Source organism: Streptomyces sp. NPDC043876 (assembly GCF_056435825.1).
Genome location: NZ_JBWKDV010000021.1, coordinates 38,255 through 58,361 on the forward strand (window position 1 = coordinate 38,255; position 20,107 = coordinate 58,361).

Here is a 20,107-nt window from a genome sequence, read left to right on the forward strand (position 1 = left end):
AGATGGACGCAAACAGCCCTTGGGACGCTCACGCCCTCCTCCTCAATGGCACCGTGGGCGTGGGGAAGACAACCGTTGCCGAGGCCGTGGGCGACCTTCTCGCCGACGCCGGGGTCCCTCATGCCGTCGTGGATCTCGACTGGCTGCGCAAGTCGTGGCCTGCGCTTCCCGGTGACCGTTTCAACTTCGGCATGCTGCTGAGGAATCTGCAGAGCGTCACCGGTCACTATCTCGACGCCGGAGCGAAGCGCCTCGTCCTCGCCGGTGTAGTTGAGGACCAGGACCAGAGGAAGCTACTGGCCGATGCCGTGGGTGTTGAACTCGCGGTCTGCCGGCTCCAGGCTGAGCTGGCGATCATCCACCAGCGACTGGCCCAGCGCCACGACAGCGAGCCCGAAGCACTGCAATGGCACCTGAACCGGTCCGGTGAACTGGACGGAATCCTCAGCCGGTCCGCAGTCGACGACTTCACTGTCGATGTCGGCACAGACTCCGTCACTGACGTCGCGGTATCTGTGCTCAGGGCAGCGGGCTGGACGTGACCGTCGGACTGCAGCCGTAGTCGTCACGGAGGCTCGATCACACCCAATTTCCGGGAAGCCCCGTCAACGGCCTTCTATGATCTGTACATGCTGGATCCCGAGCTGCTGGAACGGATCACTGCACGGCGCGCGGAACTGGACGAACTCGAAGAGCAGCTGGCCATACAGCTGGCGGAAGTGCGGGCCGAGCGGGACGAACTCGCCGTCGCCGAACGTGTCCTTGAACGGATGTCTGGGCAGCTTGCTGAGGAACGGGCCTCGGCCGCGCCCATGCCCGGGCAGGTGGCCGGACGAGCGGTGATGCTGATTCCGCACCGCGAACCGGGTGTCGAGGAGGACTCGCTTCCGCGGGACTACCAGCGCATCATCACCGCGGTGCGGCAGGCCGCCGGACCGGTCATGGCCCGCGAGGTCGGTGAGGTGGTGGGGGTGGACGTCAGCGTGAAGGCCAAGCTGGAACCGCTGCGGAGCAAGCTGGTCAGACTTGTCGATCGCGGCTGGCTGCGGAAACTGCCCGACGGCCGATTCACCACCCGTCTGTGACTAGGAACACCGCCGCTTGGAGTTGCTTCGAACGGGCGTAACCGGGCTGCCCCCGGTGCCCGTTGGGATTGTGTGACGAATACCAAAGCGCTCCCCGAGGACACCTGCTCGCTTGTCTACCAGTGCCGTCTGGCGCTGTCCTCGCGCACCGTCAACCATCTCGCCGATCTACTCAGGCGCCATCTGAAGGCGATCCGGTCCCGATGGCGGATCCTGCCGCCGGGGAAGATCGCGGTGATCGTCCTGGCCGTACTGCGGCATGACCAGCGGTTGGCCGACATGGCCGGCGGCAACGACGTGTCCGAGTCCACCGTCCGCCGCTGGCGCGACGAGCTCATCGGACTACTCGCCGCCCAGGCGCCGCGCCTCGACCGCGCCCTGAAGAAAGTTGCCAAGCAGCGCGGGGAGCTCGTCTTGATCGACGGCACCCTCATCCGCACCCGGCGGCGCACCGGCAAGGCCGACCGGCGGAACTACTCCGGCAAGCACCGCAGCCATGGCCTGCACTTCCTCGCCCTGACCGACGAGAACGGGCGCCTGATCTGGATATCCGCCGCCCGGCCCGGCCGCACCCACGACAACACCGCCGCCCGCCACGACCACATCCTGGCCCACCTGCGCGCCGCCGGCCTCGGCGCCCTCGCGGACCTCGGCTTCCGCGGCCTGGACAACAACATCCACGACCCAGTGATCGTCACCGGCTACGCCGCCACCCGCACCCACAAGCTCACCCAAGGCCAGAAGGAAGCCAACCGAGTCCTCGCCGTCGGACGCGCACCGGTCGAACATGGCTTCGCTCACCTCAAGAACTGGCGAATCCTCACCAAACTCCGTGCCGATCCCGCACACGCCACCCAACTCCTGCGCGCGTTGCTCGTCCTGACGAACCTCGAAGTCAACCGCTGACAAATGATCTTCTCCGTGGACTCACGCCCACGACCAGCACGAGTACCCGGAGGACCGATCACACCAGCCCTTTGAACTGCGACTTCAAGTTGGTGGAGGCTCGGTGCGGTGCGGTGCGGTGCGGTGCGGTGCGGTGCGGTGCGGTGCTCAGCGGTGGAGGCCACCCCGATGGGCGGGTGCGCACCACCGCCGTCCCCGGTGCGATGATCACGCTAGGCACAGACCTGGGGGGAAAGAATGCCAAAGCCGGAGAACCGCGCTGTCGTCGACCCAGAGATACCTGAGAACGATCAGAAGGTGCTTCTAAAGGTCGACGACGCCTTGCTGCCGTCGGCGGATGGCAGCCGAGCACCAAGCCCAACAGCGGACGAGGTACGGCGCCATCGAAGAGCGACGGAGCGCGTACGCAACCCGAAGCAGCAGCAGAACCTTTCCCTCGGCCCTGTAGGGAGCGGCTGCCTCGCCATCTTCTTTGGGGCATCCGCCCTTCAGTTGGCTAGCCCCCCTGCCTCTTGGTGGGGCGTGGCTTTGGGGGGTACCGCTGCAGCTGTCGCCCTTCTGGTCTGCATGGGGCAGATCATGCTTCGGCGTGACGACACCCGACACCGGCGGACGGCTATCCATTACCGCAACCGATACGTCTGCCCCTGTGACCTGGATCAGCGACAACGGAGTCTTCTGGTGCGCGCCTCAACAGCCGCAGACACCATCCTCACCTCGCAGGCGCACAAGCGTCAGCTCATCGACACCACGCGAAATCAGGTGGAACTACCGGCGACGCTGTGGAACATCGCGCATGATCTCGCTGCGATCGACCGGCTTGCAATGAAGCACAGGGCAAACAAGGCCAGCAGCGCTGGTGGCGGTGTCGATGCTGCGCTCGTCACTAGGGAAGTAGCCATCGAGGCCAGCCGCCACGCTGTTGAGACTCGCGTGAAGGCGCTGGAGCAGTACGCGGCGAAGGTGCTACGTCTCGACGTGCTCTGGGCGCAGCAACGGCAGCTCGAAGCCCTCGAAGCCGACTCGGACGAGTACCTCAAGCTTTTGGCGCAGACCACCGGGGACAAATTCACGGTCGACCGCCTTCGAGCAGCTGAGAATGAGGCGACGGAGATGGCTGGCCCGTTGCTCGAAGCAGTCCTCGGAGCGCGGCAAGCCGCTGAACTGGCGCTTCCCAAGGCGAACAGCCCAGCTTGACGGGTTCTGGCTCTGGCGAGGCTCGGCTGCTTTTGCTGCGCGACTTGAAGATCCGGTCTACGACCATCGCGGCAGCCGGTAGGAGCCGCAGGAGGGATGCACAGGCGCGATGGGAAAGTCCGGTTCGCCGGATCCTGCATCGGTGAGTGCACCGCTTTCCTCACTGTTGCTTGTCGGCGGGCTGGTGGGTGTGTGGGTACTTCCATCGAGGCGACGGGAGCCTGCACCGGGCCGGTCACCGAGCGCTGCGTCGCTCCCACGGAGTGATCACGTTTCGATATCGGGCGTCACACCGTCGACTTCGGCGACACCTCTAGCAGGTGAAGGCGGGATTCCGTCCGGAGTCCCGCACCACCCTCTTGAGGAGCCTGATCATGACGTACGCCAGCAGCGCCCGGCAGTCCGATCCGGAGCCGCGCCCGACCTGGCCAAGGAGTGCTGAGAGCCCCGCAGCCGGTCCGGAAGCCAGTGCCGCGAACAGTGCCGTGAACGACTCCAACGTCATCCCCATCACCGCAGGTCACACCACCCGCCAGGGGCCTGTCCGGCACGCCGACACCTCTCTGCCTAACCCTGAGACACCAGCGAAGGGGAAGAAGTCCACTCCCACGGCCGGGAAGGTACGGGCCGATGTGTTGCGGATGCTGGGGTGTGTACGGATAGCCACGGTCCGGCAGATGGCCCGGGTGATCACAGGGGAGGGGTCGGACGGCCGGTCGTAGTGCGCAGGGCCATGGTGGAACTGACGGAGCTCGGGCTGGCGGAGGCGAATGGCAAGGACGGCAAGCACCAGATCTGGAACCTCAAAGGGCAGAAGGCTCTGGCCGACGGCAACGAGCTGCCTCCCCGACTGAAGGCCGGCACTGGAGCAAAGGCCGTACGCGCCGGGTTCGGCCCGCACGCCGTCGCGGTGACCGACACGATCCTCGCCTACACCGACACCGTCCTCGGTGGGCGCCGGGAGTACCTGACCGACTGGCAGGTGGAGGTCAACCACGCCATCAAGGAGACTGGCCTGTCCTTCAACACCGACGCCGTCCTCGCCGTGCCGACCAAGACCAGCGAGGTCCGCCTCTTCGAGCTCGACAACGGGTCGATGAGCCGGGCCCGCCTCGCGAAGGAGGTCTGGGACTACGAGCGCTATGCCGGGCACCGCGTCTGGGAGGGAGCCCGTGGCACCATCGGCGGGACGTACCCGTTCTGGCAGCGCCATCGCTACACCCGCTCCACAACCTTCCCGCGGTTGCACGTCGTCCTGGCGGGCAAGGCGGAGCATCTCCTCGACAACCGGCTCCAGGCGCTCACGGCCGCTGTGAAGGGCATCACCATCGCGGTGTGGGCGAACACCCTGCCCCGACTGAAGCGCGGCGAGCCCTGGTACGAGATCGGCGTCGACGACCCGCACGAGCGCCGCGCCCGCTACCCCGAAGCGGTCGGCCGCTGACTGGTGCCGGGCAAGCCCAAGGGGAGCCTGGGCAAGCCTTCCCGAGGACGGGCTTGCCCACCCCGGCCGGAGGCGCTGCGGGCAGGCGGCATCGGTCACGGCCTTCGGGTCTTCCTGGCGTGGGCCCGGCTGACCGATGACAGGGGACCGATGACTGGTCACCCGTCTCGGCCGGGAGCTGCAAGGACCGGTCACAGCGCTGACGTGCTGGTTGACCGATCGCGGAGACGGGCCGGTCACAGCCGGCCTGCCGACCGGTCACGGCTTCGGCTGGGCAAGCCCTCGACTCTGAGGGCTTGCCCAGCGTCCGGATCACGTGGCGGGACGGCTTCCGAAGTCGTGGCGTCATGGCTTGGGACGCGGCGGCCCGGAGCCGGCCGCCGCATCCTCGGTGGCCGTAGACCGGAGTCATGAGACGACACCAGCAGAACAACGCCGGGCTCGTACCGAGCCTCCCGGGGGACATGTGGCACGCCCTCGCCTCCCTCCACGGGACTCACGTCGATCCCGTCGGCCACCTCGTACCCCTCGACCGCCCCGATGCCTTCCTCTCCCTCACCCGGCCCGGCGACATCGGCTTCACAGCGCGAGTGGAGCTGTCCGGCGGGGAGACGATGGACCACCTCCACAAACTGATCACCGCAGTCACCCGCGGCATCACCTACGAACTGGGCGCTGCCGCGCCCGGGACCGCGCTGGAGGTCATGTTCGGCAAGCGCCACCAGCTCGCCCTCCACACCGGCCACGTCGACGGCCTCACCCGGCTCCTGCGAGATGCCGTCGACACCGTCGACGCGCACAGCACCTCCGGCGACGGACCGTGCTTCCACTGTTACGGCTCCGGGCTTGCGCATCCTCTGTGGGGAGTCGAGGCCGAGCAACCCTGAGCGCCTGGGTAAGCCGTAGGCGACCCTGGGCAAGCCCTTCCGTGCGGGGGCTTGCCCATGCTCCTCTCACGGGCCCAGCTCGGCCTTCGTCAGCGCCGCCAGCCCCCGGCCCTGGCCCTTGGCTGCCGGCCCGGAGCGCGCCCGCTTCTTCGCGGCCGGCGCCCTTCTTTCCGCCTGCCGACCGGGCGCCGGGGAGGCGGCCTTCTCGCCGGTGTCCTTGGGACTCCGGGCCAGCTCGACACTGGCGCGCAGGGCCTCCATGAGGTCGAGAGCACCGGTCGGCTTCGCCGCCGGTTCGGCCTTTGCGACCGCCTCTCCGGCCGCCTTCGCCTTCACCAGGGCCTCGACCTTCTCGCGGAAGGAGTCGTGGAAGGCCTCCGGCTCCCACTCCATGGCCAGGGCGTCGATCAGCTGCATGGCCACAAGTACCGGTCGGCACAATCGCCTTGCGGATGCGCCGGGGCGCTGCATCTGCTCGTCCCGGACGCCAAGCAGTCTCTCCCCGAAGACCCGGCGTGGCAGGCGCCGACGCGCCGGGCGGGCAGGATGGGTCCGGCATCGTCCTACGGGTCGGCAGAGGCAGTCGTCCGGGGAGGCGAAGGCACGCGAACGCAGGTCAGCGGCCCTTTACGCTGCTGCAGGGCCTTGATCGTGGGCTCTGGTGTTGTTCGGCTTTCAACGTGTATGTTGAGCGCCGCCAGCTCCCGGCGTCAGTGTGAGAACCCCACTTCACCGCACCAAGTTGGGGCCACCTCTCGCTTGCCACTGGAGCAATCCATGACTGTGCCCACCCCTGCGCCCGGCTACCCGCAGCAGCTCGACGCTGCTCCCGCCCCCACAGCACCGGGAGCCCACCCTCCCTTTGCTCCGCGGCCGGAGGCCGGCCCCGGCAAGGTCGATGGGCAGCTCAACGCCAAGCAGAAGACCGTCCTCGGGTGCGGAGGCATGGTTGCCTTCTTCCTGATAGCCGCGGTGGTCGCTGCTGCTGTGTCACCCTCCGAGGCCAAGTCGGCCGAGGCCAAGCCCGCTCCCACCGTCACTGTTACCGCAACCGTCACGGTCACCGCACCTCCGCCCGTCGCGGTCAAGGCCCCCGAGCCGTCGCCCTCGCCGACGCAGGAAACAGCGCCGCAGACGGGGCAAGTCCCTGACATGACCGGTAAGTCCGGTGACCTGCTCGTGGAAGCCCTCAAAACGGCAGGCTTCGCTGACGGTTACAAGGCCACCTCGTTCCACGACGCCAGCGGCCAGGGCCGCACGGTACTGCTCCTGACCAACTGGAAGATCTGCGAGCAGGACCCGAAGAACAAGGCCGTCCCCGTCACCGAAAAGATCTCCGTAGGCGTGGTCAAGTTCGGCGAGGCCTGCCCTTAACCACCACAACTGAACCGCCCGGCCGAGCCACCTGCACGGCGCCGCGGCCGGCCTCCCCGCACCGGGGCGGCCGCGGCGATGTTCGCCGAATGCCAGCTGTGCGGATTCCGGCTCAGCGGCCATGCCGCGCCTGGACTCTCTGCTCACAAGGGAGGCCGCAGCCCCGGCGGGCTCAATCGGCCTCGCTGTTCGCCGTTCGCCGCAGAAATTCAGCAGCGGCGCATCGGATCATCCCCGAAGCGGAGAGCAGGCAGACGCGGCCGGACAGACCCGGGTGACCGAGCACCGTTGAGTCCTGACCTGTCTGTTTGCAAGGGGCGTCAGAGTTGAATCACGGCGCTTGCTCGCCGGTCTCGACGTCCCGGCGGGTCCACGCCCGTCCTGGGCGGAGGGTTCGTATGTCGGTCGGCGCGAAAGCGGTTCGTCTTTCTCGCTACGATCCGGCTGTTACATCGATACTTTCTGTTACTGAGGAGTCTGCAGTGGCCTACGGCCAGCCGCCCTGCCCTTACGCGCCTCCACCTGCCCCGATACGCCGCTGGTGGCAGACCTCGAAAGCCCGTCTCGCGTTCATTGGCGCGGCGGCCGTCACCATGGCGATCGTCGAGGGACTCGGCATCCTCCTCATGTTCGCCTCCATCGCTCTGATCTGGATCAGCACGGGCGGGCTGCGGCATCCGTGGAAGGTGTGGCAGCGGATCGCCGCAACGGTCGGCACCCTGCTGCTTTGCCTGATCGTGGCCGGCATCGCGCACCCGGTGAAGAAGAAGGACGATGCGAAGCCGGCGGCGGCACCAACGGCGGCTGCCACGTCGAAAGCACCGGCGACTCCCGCACCTGCGGCTGCGCCACAGCTGGGGGACTACGCGGGCAAGGCGCTGAGCGAGGCACGCAAGGGCGCCGAGGCGGCCGGGTATACGGTCGGCAACCGTGATGCTTCGAACGAGTCCCGTGAGGTCGTCCTGGCAGAGAACTGGACCGTGTGCTTCCAGAAGATCTCCAACCTGGCCGAAGGAAAGAAGGGCGTCGACTTCTCCGTGGTGAAGGAGGGCGAGCCGTGTCCGAAGGAGGACGGCGGCGCCCTGCCCTGGCCCGTGATGCCGAACGTGGTGGGCGCCACCTACAACAAGGCGGTGGCGGACCTCAAGGCGGCAGGTGTGCCGCTCGAGCGGGTGAAGCTCGAGGACGTCTACCTGGACACTGACACGCCCACCGCTGAGCAGGCCACGAAGGACGGCGAGGAGTGGCACGTCTGCTTCCAGGACCCAGGCAAGGACGGCAAGGTCACCTCGACCACGACGGTCCGTCTGGACCTGGGCCGGTGGAGCGACGCATCCCTGGTGAAGACGTGCCCCGCTGCGAAGGGCACCACCTACCAGATTCCGGCGAACGATCCCGACTACAAGCGTTCCGAGCCCTCGGGAGGCGATGACGACTCGTCGAGCCAGGGCGGGTCGACGGGGGGCGGTGCGAAGACCGTGCATCCGGGGGCGTTCTGCTCGCCGGCCGGAGCGGTCGGCTCGGCGAACGGGAAGACGTACACCTGCAAGGGACCAGGTCAGAACCGCTGGCGCCAGTAGCCTGCGCCCACTCGAAGCCCCTCCGGCCGGCGGCCGGAGGGGCCCTCCTTGTTTCGGGGTACGGGCGGAACAGTCCCACCGCCGGAGCCACCAAGAGCGTTCGATGAAGCCAGGGGCGCAGGTGCGGGCGAGACGAGCGGCGCTGCTCGACCACCCGGGCCTTCCAGCGCGCCGCAACCCGGCTCCCTCGGCTCCCGTCGGGCCATCGGCAACCCGCCCCCGCAACCGCGAAATCGACGGGACCGGACCGCCTCGAGGCCGGGCTAGAACACTGCACCCCGGCTCCGCCCTGCGTCGTCCCTGTGGCCGCCGCTCACGACGAGACCCTCGCGCTACGGACGACCTGACCTCCACCCGCCCTAGCGACGCGCAGGGACGGGCCCGTCGCTCGACAGGCCTTCTCGGAGGCTCACCTTCTACACGGTCGAGTGCCCCCGGTCGACCTCGGCCTGGGCTCCTGAGGCTTCCGATTCGGCGATTCGGCGATCCATCTTCTTGTCCTGGGCGTACTTGCGGTACCGGTTCACCCCGTACGCCACCCCCGTCGCCGCAGCGGCGAGGGCCGCGTACGTGACCGCCTCCTTGTGCCCCTGCGTCCGGTAGTGCTCCCTCAGAGCGTCAGGGCCACCCAGTTCGCCGGCTTCCTGAGTCAGCCTCGTCCAGACATTGCCCATGCGCCCACTCCCCAACTTCTGCCGCGCCTGCTCAGGCTGCGGCACCCCGCCCTCGGTTGGATGCTATCGGCCTGCGCTGCCCTCTGACCGCAACTTCACCAACCGGGGCGCCCACAGACAAAAACCCCGCCGACAGGGGCCAGACTCCCCAAAGGCAACCCTCGAGCCCTTCGACGAGACACCCGTACCACCGGCGGGTCGGCGAAACCTTTCAGTGCCGTGACGGGTGGATCATAGGATCGGCCAGTCCCGCCCGAGGACTTCTGCGGGTATGGCCAACAGAAAGCGAACAGTGCTGTGCATTTCATAGTCGTCGAGACAGACGCGCCTATCCCGGCGGCGGCGAGGCCGACGGCCGTCCTGGAGACGGACCGATGGGACGACTTCGGATACCGCACCCGCTACACCCTGACGATCATCGACGCCGACGGCGAACGGCACGAGATCGGCAGCGTCAAGATCGCCGATCGCGGCATGGCGGAACACGAGAACGGCGGGATGCTCCTGCCAGCCCGGTTCACCGCACTCGACGACACCTTCTTCTCCCTCGGACAGGACGACACGTATTACGAGCGGCTGCGCCAGCTCGGTGACGGCATCCGCGTCAGCGTGCTGGCCGGGCTGCGGGACATCGCCTTCGACGAGCGTGCCTTCGACATCGCCATGAGCCAGCCCGTCACCCGGACATCGCTGCTGCGGTTCATCCGCATCGGCATGGTGCAAGAGCAGTTCCGCCGTATCGCCCGCGGCGGGGACCGCCTGGCCGCCTTCCACGTTCTCTACCAGGCGCCCGCTCCGGCCCCTGGCGGAGAAGGCGGGCTCACTCTGTCCTTCCGTGTCGAGCCGGAAGCAAGCCCCTCCAGCAACATCCACGTCATCACCGGCCGCAACGGCGCCGGCAAGTCAGTCCTCCTCAACCGGGTGGCCCGGGCCGTTGCCGACCCGAACGCCGACCCCGAAGCGGTCGGCCGCGTCATCGAGGACAACCGCGACCAGAGCCGGTCCTTCGCCAACCTCGTGAGCGTCTCCTTCAGCGCCTTCGACGACCTGCCCTTCCTCCCCGAGGACGACGAGTCCTTCCCCACCATCCACGTCGGCCTGCGCGCCCCTTCAGCCAGCCGCACCCCCCGCACGAAATCGCAGTGGCAGCTCAAGCGCGACTTCGCCGACAGCGTCGAAGCCTGCCTCACCGGCGAACAGGCACAGCGCTGGCTCAACGCCCTGCACACCCTGACCTACGCCGGGAGCGGCCTCCTGGACGAGGACTGGCTGGAGGACTTCCAGGCCACCGACAATGCCAGCCGCCGCCGCGCCAAGGCCCGTAAGCTGTTCGCCTCCCTCAGCTCCGGCCACAAGGTCGTGCTGCTCACGGTGACCCGGCTGGTGGAACACGTCGGCGAGCGCACCCTGGTGATCCTCGACGAACCCGAAACCCACCTCCACCCTCCCCTGCTGTCCGCCTTTATCCGCGTCCTGTCCGACCTGCTCACCGACCGCAACGGCCTGGCGATCGTCGCCACCCACTCGCCGGTGGTCCTGCAAGAAGTCCCCGCCCACTGCGTGTGGATTCTGCGCCGCTACGGCGACCGCGTCATGGCCGACCCGCCCGGCATCGAGACGTTCGGCGAGAACGTCGGCGTCCTGACCCGCGAAGTGTTCGGCCTGGAGGTCACCGCCACCGGCTTCCACCGCGAACTGGCCACCCTCGTCGACGACGGCCACTCCTACCAAAGCATCATGGAACGCTTCGGCGGCCGCCTCGGCGGCGAAGCCCGCATCATCGTCCGGTCCCTGATCGCCAACCGCGACCTCGGCGACGAAGCCTGGGTCATGCCGGGGGACGACGCCTGATGAAGCCGTTGCCCAAGCCCGTCCTCGACGCCCGCACCGTATACACCACGTGCATCTCGAAGACCCGTCCCGCGAAGAGCAAGGCACGCCTGAAGGGCCTGGAGGACCTGGTCGCCGCCGCGGCGGCCGACTACGAACAGGCCGCCGCCACAGCGGCGCTGCACACCCTGGGCCACCTGAAGAACCAGCCCGACGGCGACGACGAGGACGCCACCGCCAACAAGGACCTCACCAGCTGCTACACCTCCCGCATGGCCCGCAAACGCAGCGTCGGACGGACCCTCTACGAGCAGCTGCTGGCAGCCGCCAAGGGACTGTGCCCCCTGTGCGGGCACGGGTACGCCAACACCCTCGATCACAACCTGCCCAAAGCCACCTACCCCCTCCTCGCCGTCACCCCGGCCAACCTGGTACCGGCCTGCCTGACCTGCAACCACGCCAAAGGCGAAGACGCGCCGGCCAGCGCCGCCGAACAGACCCTCCACCCCTACTTCGACGACATCACCAGCCACGCCTGGCTGGCCGCCCGCCTCACCGCACCACCCGAGCCCGGCGTCTTCTTCTACGTCGATCCCCACCCCGACTGGACTCCGATACTGACCGCGCGGGTGAAGCAGCACTTCCGCACCTTCAAGCTCGGCAAGCTCTACTCCGCCCAGGTCGGCACCGAACTTGCCGCGCTCAACGACTACCTGCGCGGCAAGCCGTACGCGGCCATCGTGGACGAACTGCAACACCGTGCGGCCAGCCATGGCAACCGCAACACCTGGCAGGCAGCGCTGTACCGAGCCCTGGCCGCCAGCCCCTGGTACGTCAGATCCGGCTACCTCAACGAATGGGACGACTGACCAGCTGTGAGTGGGTGGGGTGGTGGCAGCGGGACTGTAAAAGAAACGGTGTACCTCCGATCATGGAGGATTGCACCTGTGACCAGCGAGAACATAGCCACACCGTCCGAGGCGGAGGCCGCTTCGGCGGGCGTGGATGACCGGTTCCTGAACGAGCTCGTGGCCCGGGCTCAGGCTGAGGGCTTGCAGCTGACGGGCGAGGGCGGCCTGCTCCAGCAGCTGACGAAGCGGCTGCTGGAGTCCGCCCTCGAGGGCGAGATGACGGACCATCTCGGCTACGACCGGCACGACCCGGCCGGGAAGAACGGCGGCAACTCAAGGAACGGGAAACGCTCCAAGACGGTCGTCACCGACGTTGGGCCGGTGGAGATCGACGTGCCGCGGGACCGCGAGGGAGCGTTCGAGCCGCAGATCGTGAAGAAGCGTCAGCGCCGGCTGACCGGTGTCGACGAGATGGTCTTGTCGCTGTCGGCGAAGGGCCTGACCCATGGCGAGATTTCCGCGCATCTGGCAGAGGTCTACGGAGCCGCGGTCTCCAAGCAGACCATCTCGACGATCACCGATTCGGTGATGGAGGGCATGGCCGAATGGCAGGCCCGCCCGCTCGACCGCGTCTATCCGGTCGTGTTCATCGACTGCATCAACGTGAAGATCCGCGATGGCCAGGTCGCCAACCGCCCCATTTATATGGCGTTGGCGGTCACGGCCGAAGGCCACCGCGACATCCTCGGCCTGTGGGCCGGCGGCGAAGGAGGCGAGGGCGCCAAGCACTGGCTCCGGGTCCTGACCGAACTGAAGAACCGCGGCGTCGAAGACGTCCTCATGCTCGTCTGCGACGGGTTCAAGGGCCTGCCCGACGCGTTCGGCGAGGTCTTGCCCAAGACCGTCGTCCAGACCTGCGTCGTTCACCTGCTGCGGGCGTCGTTCCGCTATGCCGGCCGCCAGGACTGGGACAAGATCGCCAAAGCCCTGAAGCCCGTCTATACCGCTCCGACCGAGGACGCGGCCACCAGCCGGTTCCTCGAGTTCTGCGAAGAATGGGGACAGAAGTACCCGGCGATCGTGCGGTTGTGGGAGAACGCCTGGGCGGAGTTCGTCCCGTTCCTGCAGTTCGACGCCGAGATCAGGCGGATCGTCTGCACGACGAATGCGATCGAGTCCGTGAACGCGAGGATCCGCCGAGCGGTCAGGGCCCGCGGCCACTTCCCTTCGGAGAACGCTGCGCTGAAGTGTGTCTATCTCGCGGTGATGTCCCTGGACCCGACCGGCGCCGGCCGCAAACGCTGGACCACCCGCTGGAAGCGAGCCCTCCAGGCCTTCGACATCGCCTTCGACGGACGCCTCACCAACAACCGAATCTGAACCTACAAACCAACCCAGTTACACCGAAAACTTTACAGACCCTCCCTAACGAGCTGTCGAAAGTCACGGCCGAGGAAGTAGCTCTCCACTTCGTGCGCATCTGGGCGGAGGCCGTGATCAGGGCCGCTGATCGCGCCCGAGCGATACACGCGAAGGATGCGAAGGACCAACGGAACTTCGAGCGAAACGAGGACTGGAGTCCCAGCGAGGATGATCTCTATGCGAACAGCCGCGTTCAGTGGGCTGAGGATCACACTCTCGTGTGGTCCGCTCACCAGCTTGAAATTTGGCGTGCGCGCCTCGCCAAAGAGAGAGGGCAGGAGATCCCGCCACGTGATGAGGTTCTGGCCCAGGTGCGGAACGTCTTGGAACACTTGGATGATCCGGATCTGACGAACTGGACTGCCACGATTCCGGAGGGAGCGGATCGGCGCCGGAGGTGGTCCCTGAGGTCGCTGCCCAATGAGGAACTCGAGCTCGGAGTCCAGAGCGGGAAGCTGTTCGGACTTCTGGAGAGCGAGAACCTCGACGCCGTTGCGATGGGCGTCGTGAAGTCGGTGCAGTCCGAGCTGGACCAACGAGAGAGGGACATGCTGGAGGCCTAGCTCACGGGCTGACTGTGTTTGCACCCCGTGCGACGCCGCTGCGGGTGCTGCCTGCCCACGAGGCAGAAGGCGCCGATGGACTATTCGCGGTCCGTGAGCAGCCCGTCGAGCGAGAGGACGTGTTCGTCGGGCCGGAGCTCGAGTGTGCCGCTGACGACAGCATCGTGGTTGGTACAGGTAGCGGTCCATGAGGCGCTGACTGCCCCCGCGGGAGCGGCGACGGCGAGGATGAAGTCGTCCACCTGAGTCTCGTCCTCGGGGCGCAGGTGGCCGACCTGGAATGTGACGGTCGTGGCTTCATTGGTGCTAACGATCTCCGGTTGGCGGACGTTCGGGGGGTTGAGCAGCCCGATAGGCCGAACGTTGAGCCACGGAGACGGGGTGTTCTGCAGCAGCCAATAGGGCTTCTCGCCGGGGTGGCCGGTTCCGAACGGGAGGGGCGGGTCAGGCATCCGGCAGTGAGGCTCATCGGCGTTCTTCGACCACACGGGGAGCAGAACTGAAACCCGTGACGGCAGCCGCAGTTTGACTCGGAAGTCCTTCAGATTGAGCACCGTCAGGTTCTGCACCCGAATGCGCAGTGGTGCGATCCTGCCTGCTGCCGCGCGAACGGCCGCTTCCTTGAGCCGGCCCTCGCACTGGCGGATGTAGCGATCGACCTCCCGTAGATAATCCTCCGCCGTCCTAGGGTCCGTGCCGCACAGCATGCCGCGGAGCACTTCACTCACGTCAGCGGCCTTGTCGGCGTCACGCAAATCCCCACACGTGTCCTCCTGCGCAGCCGCAATCAGACCTTCGTGGCACCGGTTCCTTTCTGCTTCCAACCACGCTGTGCGTGCCCGTGCATCCCAGTCCACGACAGCCATCGGGTCCGAGGCCGCCAGCCTCACGTCCAACTTCAGCGCGGGGCTCGCGGCGCGCCGATTCAGGTTGTCCATGTCCTCCGGCGACGCACGGTCAGTGCGTCCCGGGTGGCGGACGAGCACGGAAGCAGCCAGCGTCTTCACGTGCTCCTTGCGGGTGACGTGGATGGGATCGCCCATCTGCGGAGGGTCTACGTCGACAACGAGCACGCGGACGGGACCCTCGCCGAAGTCGACGGCGGCCAAGACAGTGGGTTGCCAGGCAGGGCCGGTACCGTTCCTTCCCAAATACGCCTCGGTGTTCCGGTACAGCTCGACAGAGTCGATCTCCGCGATGCCGGGGGCGTTGCCCGGCTCGACGCCGACGACCACGTAACCGTGACCCCCGACAAAGCGGGCAGCCACGTCCGGCATGCGGTTGGCCAGCCCGAGAATGGCCCGTGCGACGCTGAATTGACCTTCCTTGGTCGTCAGGTCCAGAGGGCCCTTCCACTCCAGCCAGATCGATTCATCGGAAGAGTCGGCACCGAACACGGCGTGGACGAGTTGGATCTTCCGGTCGATGTGGGTAGCTGGCCGGGAAACGTCGAAGACGAGTGCCATCGTCGCCTTCCTTCTAGTGCTGGGCGGGATCGCCGCCGGACGGATCGACTACCTCACGGACCAGTGAGCGGCAGAGAAGTCGCAACGGTTCACCCACCGCCGAGGCTAGGACCCTCACAGAACCCGCCTCCACACGTTTCTTGTTCTCACTTACGTCGTAGCCACACCGCCTCGGTGAGTCAGCGCAGGCCGTGCGCCGCGGCGATGTGTGGCCGGTGGGCGAGGAGGGCATCGGCCGCTTGCCGGCCTGCCCGGTCCGCAGCAGTGCGGCGCCAGTAGTAGAAGCTGGAACGGGCGATGCCCAGGATGTCGCAAAGCCGCTTCACGCCGTGACGGCGCTGGTGGTCGGCGACGAACTGGAAGCGGTTCACCAGCGCGTCTCCCCGGCGAAATACTTCGCCGCTTTCCGAAGGATCTCGCGTTCTTCCTCCAGCTCCCGGATCTTCTTCCGCAGTGCGGCGTTCTCCACCTCCAGCGGCGCGGCCGCCTCGGCCGGCCCCTCGGCACGGCGTCCCCGCGGCCGACTCGCCCCGGCCGCCCGTACCCAGTTCCGCAGAGTCTCCGGATTGACCCCCAGATCGGCGGCGACCGACCTGATCGTCGCTCCCGGCCGCGACTCGTACAGCGCGACCGCGTCCGCCTTGAACTCTGGCGGGTAGTTCTTCATGACCACGAGATGTCCGTTCTCAGATCCTCAGGATCCAGTGTCTCGTGTGTTCAGGATCCGGGGTCAAGGCCCGATCACCGCCCCGACCGGATCACCCCCGCGTCGGCGGGGAGCACGATGCGGCCCAGATCCGAACGCTGATCGATGCCGGATCACCCCCGCGTCGGCGGGGAGCACTCGCAGATAGGGCAGGGGCTGGGCCAGGCCTATGGATCACCCCCGCGTCGGCGGGGAGCACCGGACAGCGAAGCGGCCGGTCCCGCTGATCGCCGGATCACCCCCGCGTCGGCGGGGAGCACGAGCTGAAGACCGACGGCCGGCTGATCGGCGACGGATCACCCCCGCGTCGGCGGGGAGCACGTGTGGGTGTTGGCGCTCACGGGGTGTTCTTCCGGATCACCCCCGCGTCGGCGGGGAGCACTCTTGACGGAACACACCGAATAGGCTCCCCGACGGATCACCCCCGCGTCGGCGGGGAGCACGTCGTCGTCGTGCTGGACAGGGATGGTCGACACGGATCACCCCCGCGTCGGCGGGGAGCACGAGTGGGACGACGTGGTCTCGCTGGCGCGGGGCGGATCACCCCCGCGTCGGCGGGGAGCACGCTTCGCCACCTGCATCTGTCTAATCGGTTTGCAATCTCTTTACCAGATTCAGATCGGCGGGGGTGCGCATCATGAGGGCAGAGTACGGCTATGTCCGGCCAGGCGTTGTCGGTGCACTCTGATTGAGTCCGTGTAGAGCAGGCGGGGGAGGACGGGCAGGTTAGAGGAGGCGCTGCTGCCATACCCGGCTGTGAAGCGTCTCCTCAAGGCTGGGGCGAAGACCGCAGAAGCCATGTCCGCAGCCGTCAACGCCCACTCCGGGCAGCCCCGCGTCGGCGGGGAGCACCGTTGGTGGTGGTGGTGACGGTGACGTGGTGCGTGCGGATCGCCCCCGCGTCGGCAAGGAGCGCTTCTGGCGGGGAGCGGACTTTTGTGTTCTACGGTCTTTGTTTGACGATTGGTGGTTCTGGGATTGGGGCAGGGTGTGGCGATGTTGGTGGGGGAGCAGGAGCTGGATGTCCGGGTGGAGTTCCGGTCGTTCGGCTTTCAGGAGTCGGATGACACCGTGGTGCCGGTGCCGTTTCCGGACGAGTTGCGCTGGGGTGTGTTCCTGCAGGGGCATGTCCGCCGGTTCGACGTGTTCAGCGCCGGCCATACGCATACGGCGGCGGTGAAGGTCCGTGTATGGGACGGTGCGCCGGATGCGGAGGAAGGCGAGTGGGATGAGCAGGGGGAGGTCGACTACGAGTCGGTTTCGGGCGATGTGGCGGTGTGGGGGAGTGGCCGTGGTGAGGATCTGATCCGGCTTGGCCGCGGTGGGATGTGGCGGGTTCGCGTCCGCTGTGCGGGGAGGGCTGAGGTCGAGCGCGCCACGCGGGATGAGGGTGCGGTGTACCGGGTGGAGCGGTACGTGATCGATTTCTGGCCGAAGGCCGGATAGCAGGGCGGGCCCGGCACACAGTTCTGTGCCGGGCCCGGTTTCGACTGGCCTGTCAGTTGATCTTTACGATGAAGCCGTCTTCGGGACCGTCGATCATGCGGTTGGCGTTGTAGAAGCCACGCAGAAGGGTTCCTCCGGCTCCGTTCTGGTCTCCGGGTATCGGCATGACCGAGAAGTTGTTCCTTTCGACGTGGACGTCGTACTCCTCGATTGCCGACCCCTCGTAGGTCGAGGCGAAGGGGAACTCGTCACATTCCTTGCCGCCGTCGGTGTAATTGGCGCCCCAGTAGCGCTTGCACTCCCGCACCGAGACAGCCCGGTTGCGGTCGAGTCGCTTCTGGTCGAGGAACAGGCGGTGCAAAGGCTCCCCAATCGTGTCACCCGGCACGTTCTTCAAGGCATTGAGCGGTTTAGTCGCCTTCGGATTGGCGAACGCCTGCTTGATGTGCTCGGCCACAGCCTGCTCCGGTGCGCCCGGCTTCGAGCTGTACTCAAGGGTCGCGATCATGCTGAAGGCCGCGCCACCCTTGTTCGCGGGATTGCCGGCACCAGTGGAGTTGCGCAGATAGGAGGCCGAGTCCCACCGGGGGGCGAACATGAAAGGCTTCCCGGTTTTGGGGCTCTCGCCCACCCACCCCGCCGGAAGGGTCGAAGTGACCTCTGGCTGGTAGACGGCCGCGACCACATCCGCCGCGCCAGCTCCCGTGCCCTGCCCGGGGGCGTAGCGCACGGAGTGTGTGTAGTGGGGGCTGGACTGCATCTCCAGCCAGGTCTTGGTCACGGGCAGGGTCTTGCCCGTAACGGGAGTTGCCGCCGCCGGCCAGTCAGCGGCGATGTCACCCTTGAGGCCGATCTTCAGACCCGAGACCCCGGTACTGCCCACCGCCGTGAAGTCGGTGACGTCGTAGTCGAAGTACATGGTGCGGTCTGCTTCCTTGGGAACCGTGCCCCGCACGTACACGGTGTACGTGCTGGTGCCCATCGCGCCGCTTTGCTTCTCCCACACGGTCGTGACCTTCAGTCCCGTGCAGACCGCGAACCGGGATTTGACGTAGACCTGTGAGGCTCCGGCCAGGTTCTGCTTGCATTCGGCCAGAGCCACCGCCCGTGCCGGCTCTGGATAGGACAGCGCCGTCGGCGCCATAGACGCTGTGGCCATACCTTGCAAACTTGAGGCGACGGCAGCCGGGGTGGTGGCCCGCTTGCCGTAGGAAGCTGCTGGCCCGACCACCTCCATGGGAGTCGTCGCAGCATTCTCCGGTACGGCGGCCATTGCCAATTGCGCCATCCCCGTGCCGGCCTTGAGCTCGGCGAGCGATGGCGTCGATACGCCCGGGGCGACCATGAAGGTTCGGGCTGTCAGCTGCTCGTTTCCCTCGGCCGCCACGGCCGTGGTGCCGCCGGGCAGGACGAAGGTCGTTGCCAGGGCAGCTAACACGCCAAGGTGGCGACGTATGCGTGATACGGAAGTGATGCTTCCCCCAAAGACAGTCAGTGGACGACTCTCGCCCAACACACCAGTCATATCGAACGCATGAGTTAATACGGGGGGCTTGGCTTGCATATGGCGAGATGTCGAGAGTCCTGTGGCTGATCAGCAACTGAGCGCCTCCGCCGACCACCAACTGGTCTTCGACCTCCGAAGTAGGGATGCGATCACCGGGTGTGACTGAGCGCCACAGTTGACCACTGAGCATTTCAGTTGGCCGCTCGTGTGCTCAGCGCCGTGCAAGGCTGGGGCATGCCCTATCACCTGCGGTTCTTCTTCGAGTACGGAGTCGACACTCCGTTGTGGCCAGGCCTGTCGGGCATGCCCGACCTCGACAGCCCCTACGGGTGCCCCTGCGCCCTGGAGAGACTGCCCGTCACTCCGACCACCAGCGACGAGCTCACGAGACTTGCCGACCTGTACCAGTCCTCACTCGACTGGGACCACCCATCGGGCCCCTCGCCTTGGACCTGTGAGCAGCAGGAATCGTTCCGGCGTGAGGCTGACACGGCGCTGGAGGCGTTGCGTCGCGAGCTCGGAGACGACTGGACGGTTGAGGACCGACGGGGCTGATCCTCACTTGTGGCCAACAGGTGTGCTCGGCTGGCCAACTCTGATGCTCGGTCACACCGGGCGGACGTCGTCAGCTGGAAAGACCACGGTGTCGCGGAGCAGGTGGCGATCATGGCTCGTCCCGTATGGGCCGGAAACCTGTCATTCGGGCTGGTCAGCCTTCCCGTGGGCCTCTACACGGCCACCGGCAGCCACACCATCCACTTCCACCAGCTCCAGCGCGGCACCTCCGACCGGATCCGCAACCAGCGGGTGAACGAGCGCACCGGCAAGGAGGTCGAGCTGGACGACATCGTCAAGGGCTACGACACCGGCATCGAGTACGTCCTGGTCGAGCCGAAGGAGCTGGACGAGATCGCACCGGGCCGCTCCCGGTCGCTGGAGATCGCAGGGTTCGTCGACCTTACCGACGTGGACCCGATCTTCTTCGACAAGACCTACTACCTCGGGCCGCGAGGCAAGGAGTAGGGGAAGGTCTACAGCCTGCTTAGACGCCATTTCGTTTGGTGTGATCTTGCAGCAGTCTGGTGTGGTGACGACTGGGCTTGTGCAGCGGATGGTGCCGGACGGCTTGTGGGAGTTGTTCGAACGCGTGGTGCCGTCGGCGCCGGAAC

22 protein-coding genes and 1 CRISPR repeat array are annotated in these 20,107 nt (G+C 66.9%); of the genes, 15 read left to right on the forward strand and 7 right to left on the reverse strand.

Translation table 11 applies throughout. From position 1 onward, the window contains the following. Nucleotides 1–2 precede the first annotated feature (2 nt). From AC0693_RS37110 to AC0693_RS37125, 4 genes are all read left to right on the forward strand, one after another. The gene (locus AC0693_RS37110; RefSeq protein WP_478804378.1) at nt 3–542 is read left to right on the forward strand and encodes a P-loop nucleotide/nucleoside kinase family protein; all 540 of its coding nucleotides are present in this window, start codon (nt 3–5) and stop codon (nt 540–542) included. Nucleotides 543–629: 87 nt separating this feature from the next. Next, on the forward strand, nt 630–1,085 hold the full coding sequence (locus AC0693_RS37115; RefSeq protein ID WP_478804379.1) for a hypothetical protein: 456 nt from the start codon (nt 630–632) through the stop codon (nt 1,083–1,085). A gap of 72 nt (nt 1,086–1,157) precedes the next feature. Then, nucleotides 1,158–1,991, forward strand: a complete 834-nt coding sequence (locus AC0693_RS37120; protein WP_478804380.1) for a transposase family protein — start codon at nt 1,158–1,160, stop codon at nt 1,989–1,991. A 681-nt stretch (nt 1,992–2,672) separates the two neighbouring features. Next, nucleotides 2,673–3,188 (forward strand): hypothetical protein, encoded by a 516-nt coding sequence (locus AC0693_RS37125; protein WP_478804381.1) that lies wholly within the window; start codon nt 2,673–2,675, stop codon nt 3,186–3,188. A gap of 313 nt (nt 3,189–3,501) precedes the next feature. On the opposite strand, the gene AC0693_RS37130 is transcribed toward AC0693_RS37125, so the two are convergent. Continuing rightward, on the reverse strand, nt 3,502–3,693 hold the full coding sequence (locus AC0693_RS37130) for a hypothetical protein (RefSeq protein WP_478804382.1): 192 nt from the start codon (nt 3,691–3,693) through the stop codon (nt 3,502–3,504). 228 nt (nt 3,694–3,921) lie between these two features. On the opposite strand from AC0693_RS37130, the gene AC0693_RS37135 reads away from it, so the two are divergent. Together AC0693_RS37135 and AC0693_RS37140 are read left to right on the forward strand one after the other, a co-directional pair. Then, nucleotides 3,922–4,632: a replication-relaxation family protein gene (locus tag AC0693_RS37135; RefSeq protein ID WP_478804383.1), complete on the forward strand. Its 711-nt coding sequence runs from the start codon at nt 3,922–3,924 to the stop codon at nt 4,630–4,632. A gap of 410 nt (nt 4,633–5,042) precedes the next feature. After that, on the forward strand, nt 5,043–5,519 hold the full coding sequence (locus AC0693_RS37140; RefSeq protein WP_478804384.1) for a hypothetical protein: 477 nt from the start codon (nt 5,043–5,045) through the stop codon (nt 5,517–5,519). Nucleotides 5,520–5,585: 66 nt separating this feature from the next. Here AC0693_RS37140 and AC0693_RS37145 read toward each other — a convergent pair whose 3' ends face one another. Beyond that, nucleotides 5,586–5,936 carry a hypothetical protein gene (locus AC0693_RS37145; RefSeq protein WP_478804385.1) on the reverse strand — a complete coding sequence of 117 codons (351 nt, stop codon included), beginning with the start codon at nt 5,934–5,936 and terminating at the stop codon, nt 5,586–5,588. Between the two features lie 360 nt (nt 5,937–6,296). Between AC0693_RS37145 and AC0693_RS37150 the strand changes: the two genes are divergently transcribed. Together AC0693_RS37150 and AC0693_RS37155 are read left to right on the forward strand one after the other, a co-directional pair. Continuing rightward, nucleotides 6,297–6,893 carry a hypothetical protein gene (locus AC0693_RS37150; protein WP_478804386.1) on the forward strand — a complete coding sequence of 199 codons (597 nt, stop codon included), beginning with the start codon at nt 6,297–6,299 and terminating at the stop codon, nt 6,891–6,893. Between the two features lie 482 nt (nt 6,894–7,375). Continuing rightward, nucleotides 7,376–8,473, forward strand: a complete 1,098-nt coding sequence (locus tag AC0693_RS37155; RefSeq protein ID WP_478804387.1) for a PASTA domain-containing protein — start codon at nt 7,376–7,378, stop codon at nt 8,471–8,473. Between the two features lie 416 nt (nt 8,474–8,889). Here the strand turns inward: AC0693_RS37155 and AC0693_RS37160 are convergent, their stop codons facing one another. Further along, a complete protein-coding gene (locus AC0693_RS37160) occupies nt 8,890–9,147 on the reverse strand; it encodes a hypothetical protein (RefSeq protein ID WP_388276698.1) in 258 nt (85 codons plus the stop codon). Nucleotides 9,148–9,444: 297 nt separating this feature from the next. Here AC0693_RS37160 and AC0693_RS37165 point away from each other — a divergent pair, with 297 nt between their 5' ends. From AC0693_RS37165 to AC0693_RS37180, 4 genes are all read left to right on the forward strand, one after another. Further along, nucleotides 9,445–10,998, forward strand: coding sequence for an AAA family ATPase (locus AC0693_RS37165; protein ID WP_478804388.1), 1,554 nt, complete (start codon nt 9,445–9,447; stop codon nt 10,996–10,998). Then, on the forward strand, nt 10,998–11,846 hold the full coding sequence (locus AC0693_RS37170; protein WP_478804389.1) for an HNH endonuclease: 849 nt from the start codon (nt 10,998–11,000) through the stop codon (nt 11,844–11,846). The genes AC0693_RS37165 and AC0693_RS37170 overlap by 1 nt, the downstream gene beginning before the upstream one ends. 93 nt (nt 11,847–11,939) lie before the next feature. After that, on the forward strand, nt 11,940–13,208 hold the full coding sequence (locus AC0693_RS37175) for an IS256 family transposase (protein WP_478804400.1): 1,269 nt from the start codon (nt 11,940–11,942) through the stop codon (nt 13,206–13,208). A gap of 92 nt (nt 13,209–13,300) precedes the next feature. Beyond that, complete coding sequence (locus AC0693_RS37180) at nt 13,301–13,813, forward strand: hypothetical protein (RefSeq protein WP_478804390.1); 513 nt, start codon at nt 13,301–13,303, stop codon at nt 13,811–13,813. 80 nt (nt 13,814–13,893) lie between these two features. On the opposite strand, the gene AC0693_RS37185 is transcribed toward AC0693_RS37180, so the two are convergent. The 3 genes from AC0693_RS37185 to AC0693_RS37195 all read right to left on the reverse strand — a co-directional run bounded on the left by AC0693_RS37185 (nt 13,894) and on the right by AC0693_RS37195 (nt 15,946). After that, a complete protein-coding gene (locus AC0693_RS37185; RefSeq protein WP_478804391.1) occupies nt 13,894–15,279 on the reverse strand; it encodes a hypothetical protein in 1,386 nt (461 codons plus the stop codon). A gap of 179 nt (nt 15,280–15,458) precedes the next feature. Continuing rightward, nucleotides 15,459–15,650, reverse strand: coding sequence for a hypothetical protein (locus AC0693_RS37190; RefSeq protein ID WP_478804392.1), 192 nt, complete (start codon nt 15,648–15,650; stop codon nt 15,459–15,461). Continuing rightward, on the reverse strand, nt 15,647–15,946 hold the full coding sequence (locus AC0693_RS37195; RefSeq protein ID WP_478804393.1) for a transposase: 300 nt from the start codon (nt 15,944–15,946) through the stop codon (nt 15,647–15,649). The genes AC0693_RS37190 and AC0693_RS37195 overlap by 4 nt, the downstream gene beginning before the upstream one ends. A gap of 88 nt (nt 15,947–16,034) precedes the next feature. Next, nucleotides 16,035–16,551: a CRISPR direct-repeat array (repeat unit 28 nt; unit sequence GGATCACCCCCGCGTCGGCGGGGAGCAC). A gap of 430 nt (nt 16,552–16,981) precedes the next feature. Between AC0693_RS37195 and AC0693_RS37200 the strand changes: the two genes are divergently transcribed. Further along, nucleotides 16,982–17,431: a hypothetical protein gene (locus tag AC0693_RS37200; protein ID WP_478742657.1), complete on the forward strand. Its 450-nt coding sequence runs from the start codon at nt 16,982–16,984 to the stop codon at nt 17,429–17,431. A gap of 52 nt (nt 17,432–17,483) precedes the next feature. Here AC0693_RS37200 and AC0693_RS37205 read toward each other — a convergent pair whose 3' ends face one another. Next, nucleotides 17,484–18,869, reverse strand: coding sequence for a NucA/NucB deoxyribonuclease domain-containing protein (locus AC0693_RS37205; RefSeq protein WP_478804394.1), 1,386 nt, complete (start codon nt 18,867–18,869; stop codon nt 17,484–17,486). A 303-nt stretch (nt 18,870–19,172) separates the two neighbouring features. Between AC0693_RS37205 and AC0693_RS37210 the strand changes: the two genes are divergently transcribed. Together AC0693_RS37210 and AC0693_RS37215 are read left to right on the forward strand one after the other, a co-directional pair. Then, nucleotides 19,173–19,493 (forward strand): hypothetical protein, encoded by a 321-nt coding sequence (locus AC0693_RS37210; protein WP_478804395.1) that lies wholly within the window; start codon nt 19,173–19,175, stop codon nt 19,491–19,493. A gap of 111 nt (nt 19,494–19,604) precedes the next feature. After that, nucleotides 19,605–19,961: a Ku protein gene (locus AC0693_RS37215; protein WP_478804396.1), complete on the forward strand. Its 357-nt coding sequence runs from the start codon at nt 19,605–19,607 to the stop codon at nt 19,959–19,961. The last annotated feature ends 146 nt before the right edge of the window (nt 19,962–20,107 follow it).

What these genes read in the sequence shown, in the direction of transcription:
- AC0693_RS37110 (WP_478804378.1), top strand. Translation starts at nt 3, where the DNA reads ATGGACGCAAACAGCCCTTGGGACGCTCACGCCCTCCTCCTCAATGGC.
- AC0693_RS37115 (WP_478804379.1), top strand. Translation starts at nt 630, where the DNA reads ATGCTGGATCCCGAGCTGCTGGAACGGATCACTGCACGGCGCGCGGAA.
- AC0693_RS37130 (WP_478804382.1), bottom strand. Translation starts at nt 3,693, where the DNA reads ATGACGTTGGAGTCGTTCACGGCACTGTTCGCGGCACTGGCTTCCGGA.
- AC0693_RS37135 (WP_478804383.1), top strand. Translation starts at nt 3,922, where the DNA reads ATGGTGGAACTGACGGAGCTCGGGCTGGCGGAGGCGAATGGCAAGGAC.
- AC0693_RS37140 (WP_478804384.1), top strand. Translation starts at nt 5,043, where the DNA reads ATGAGACGACACCAGCAGAACAACGCCGGGCTCGTACCGAGCCTCCCG.
- AC0693_RS37145 (WP_478804385.1), bottom strand. Translation starts at nt 5,936, where the DNA reads ATGCAGCTGATCGACGCCCTGGCCATGGAGTGGGAGCCGGAGGCCTTC.
- AC0693_RS37150 (WP_478804386.1), top strand. Translation starts at nt 6,297, where the DNA reads ATGACTGTGCCCACCCCTGCGCCCGGCTACCCGCAGCAGCTCGACGCT.
- AC0693_RS37160 (WP_388276698.1), bottom strand. Translation starts at nt 9,147, where the DNA reads ATGGGCAATGTCTGGACGAGGCTGACTCAGGAAGCCGGCGAACTGGGT.
- AC0693_RS37170 (WP_478804389.1), top strand. Translation starts at nt 10,998, where the DNA reads ATGAAGCCGTTGCCCAAGCCCGTCCTCGACGCCCGCACCGTATACACC.
- AC0693_RS37185 (WP_478804391.1), bottom strand. Translation starts at nt 15,279, where the DNA reads ATGGCACTCGTCTTCGACGTTTCCCGGCCAGCTACCCACATCGACCGG.
- AC0693_RS37195 (WP_478804393.1), bottom strand. Translation starts at nt 15,946, where the DNA reads ATGAAGAACTACCCGCCAGAGTTCAAGGCGGACGCGGTCGCGCTGTAC.
- AC0693_RS37200 (WP_478742657.1), top strand. Translation starts at nt 16,982, where the DNA reads ATGTTGGTGGGGGAGCAGGAGCTGGATGTCCGGGTGGAGTTCCGGTCG.
- AC0693_RS37210 (WP_478804395.1), top strand. Translation starts at nt 19,173, where the DNA reads ATGCCCTATCACCTGCGGTTCTTCTTCGAGTACGGAGTCGACACTCCG.
- AC0693_RS37215 (WP_478804396.1), top strand. Translation starts at nt 19,605, where the DNA reads ATGGCTCGTCCCGTATGGGCCGGAAACCTGTCATTCGGGCTGGTCAGC.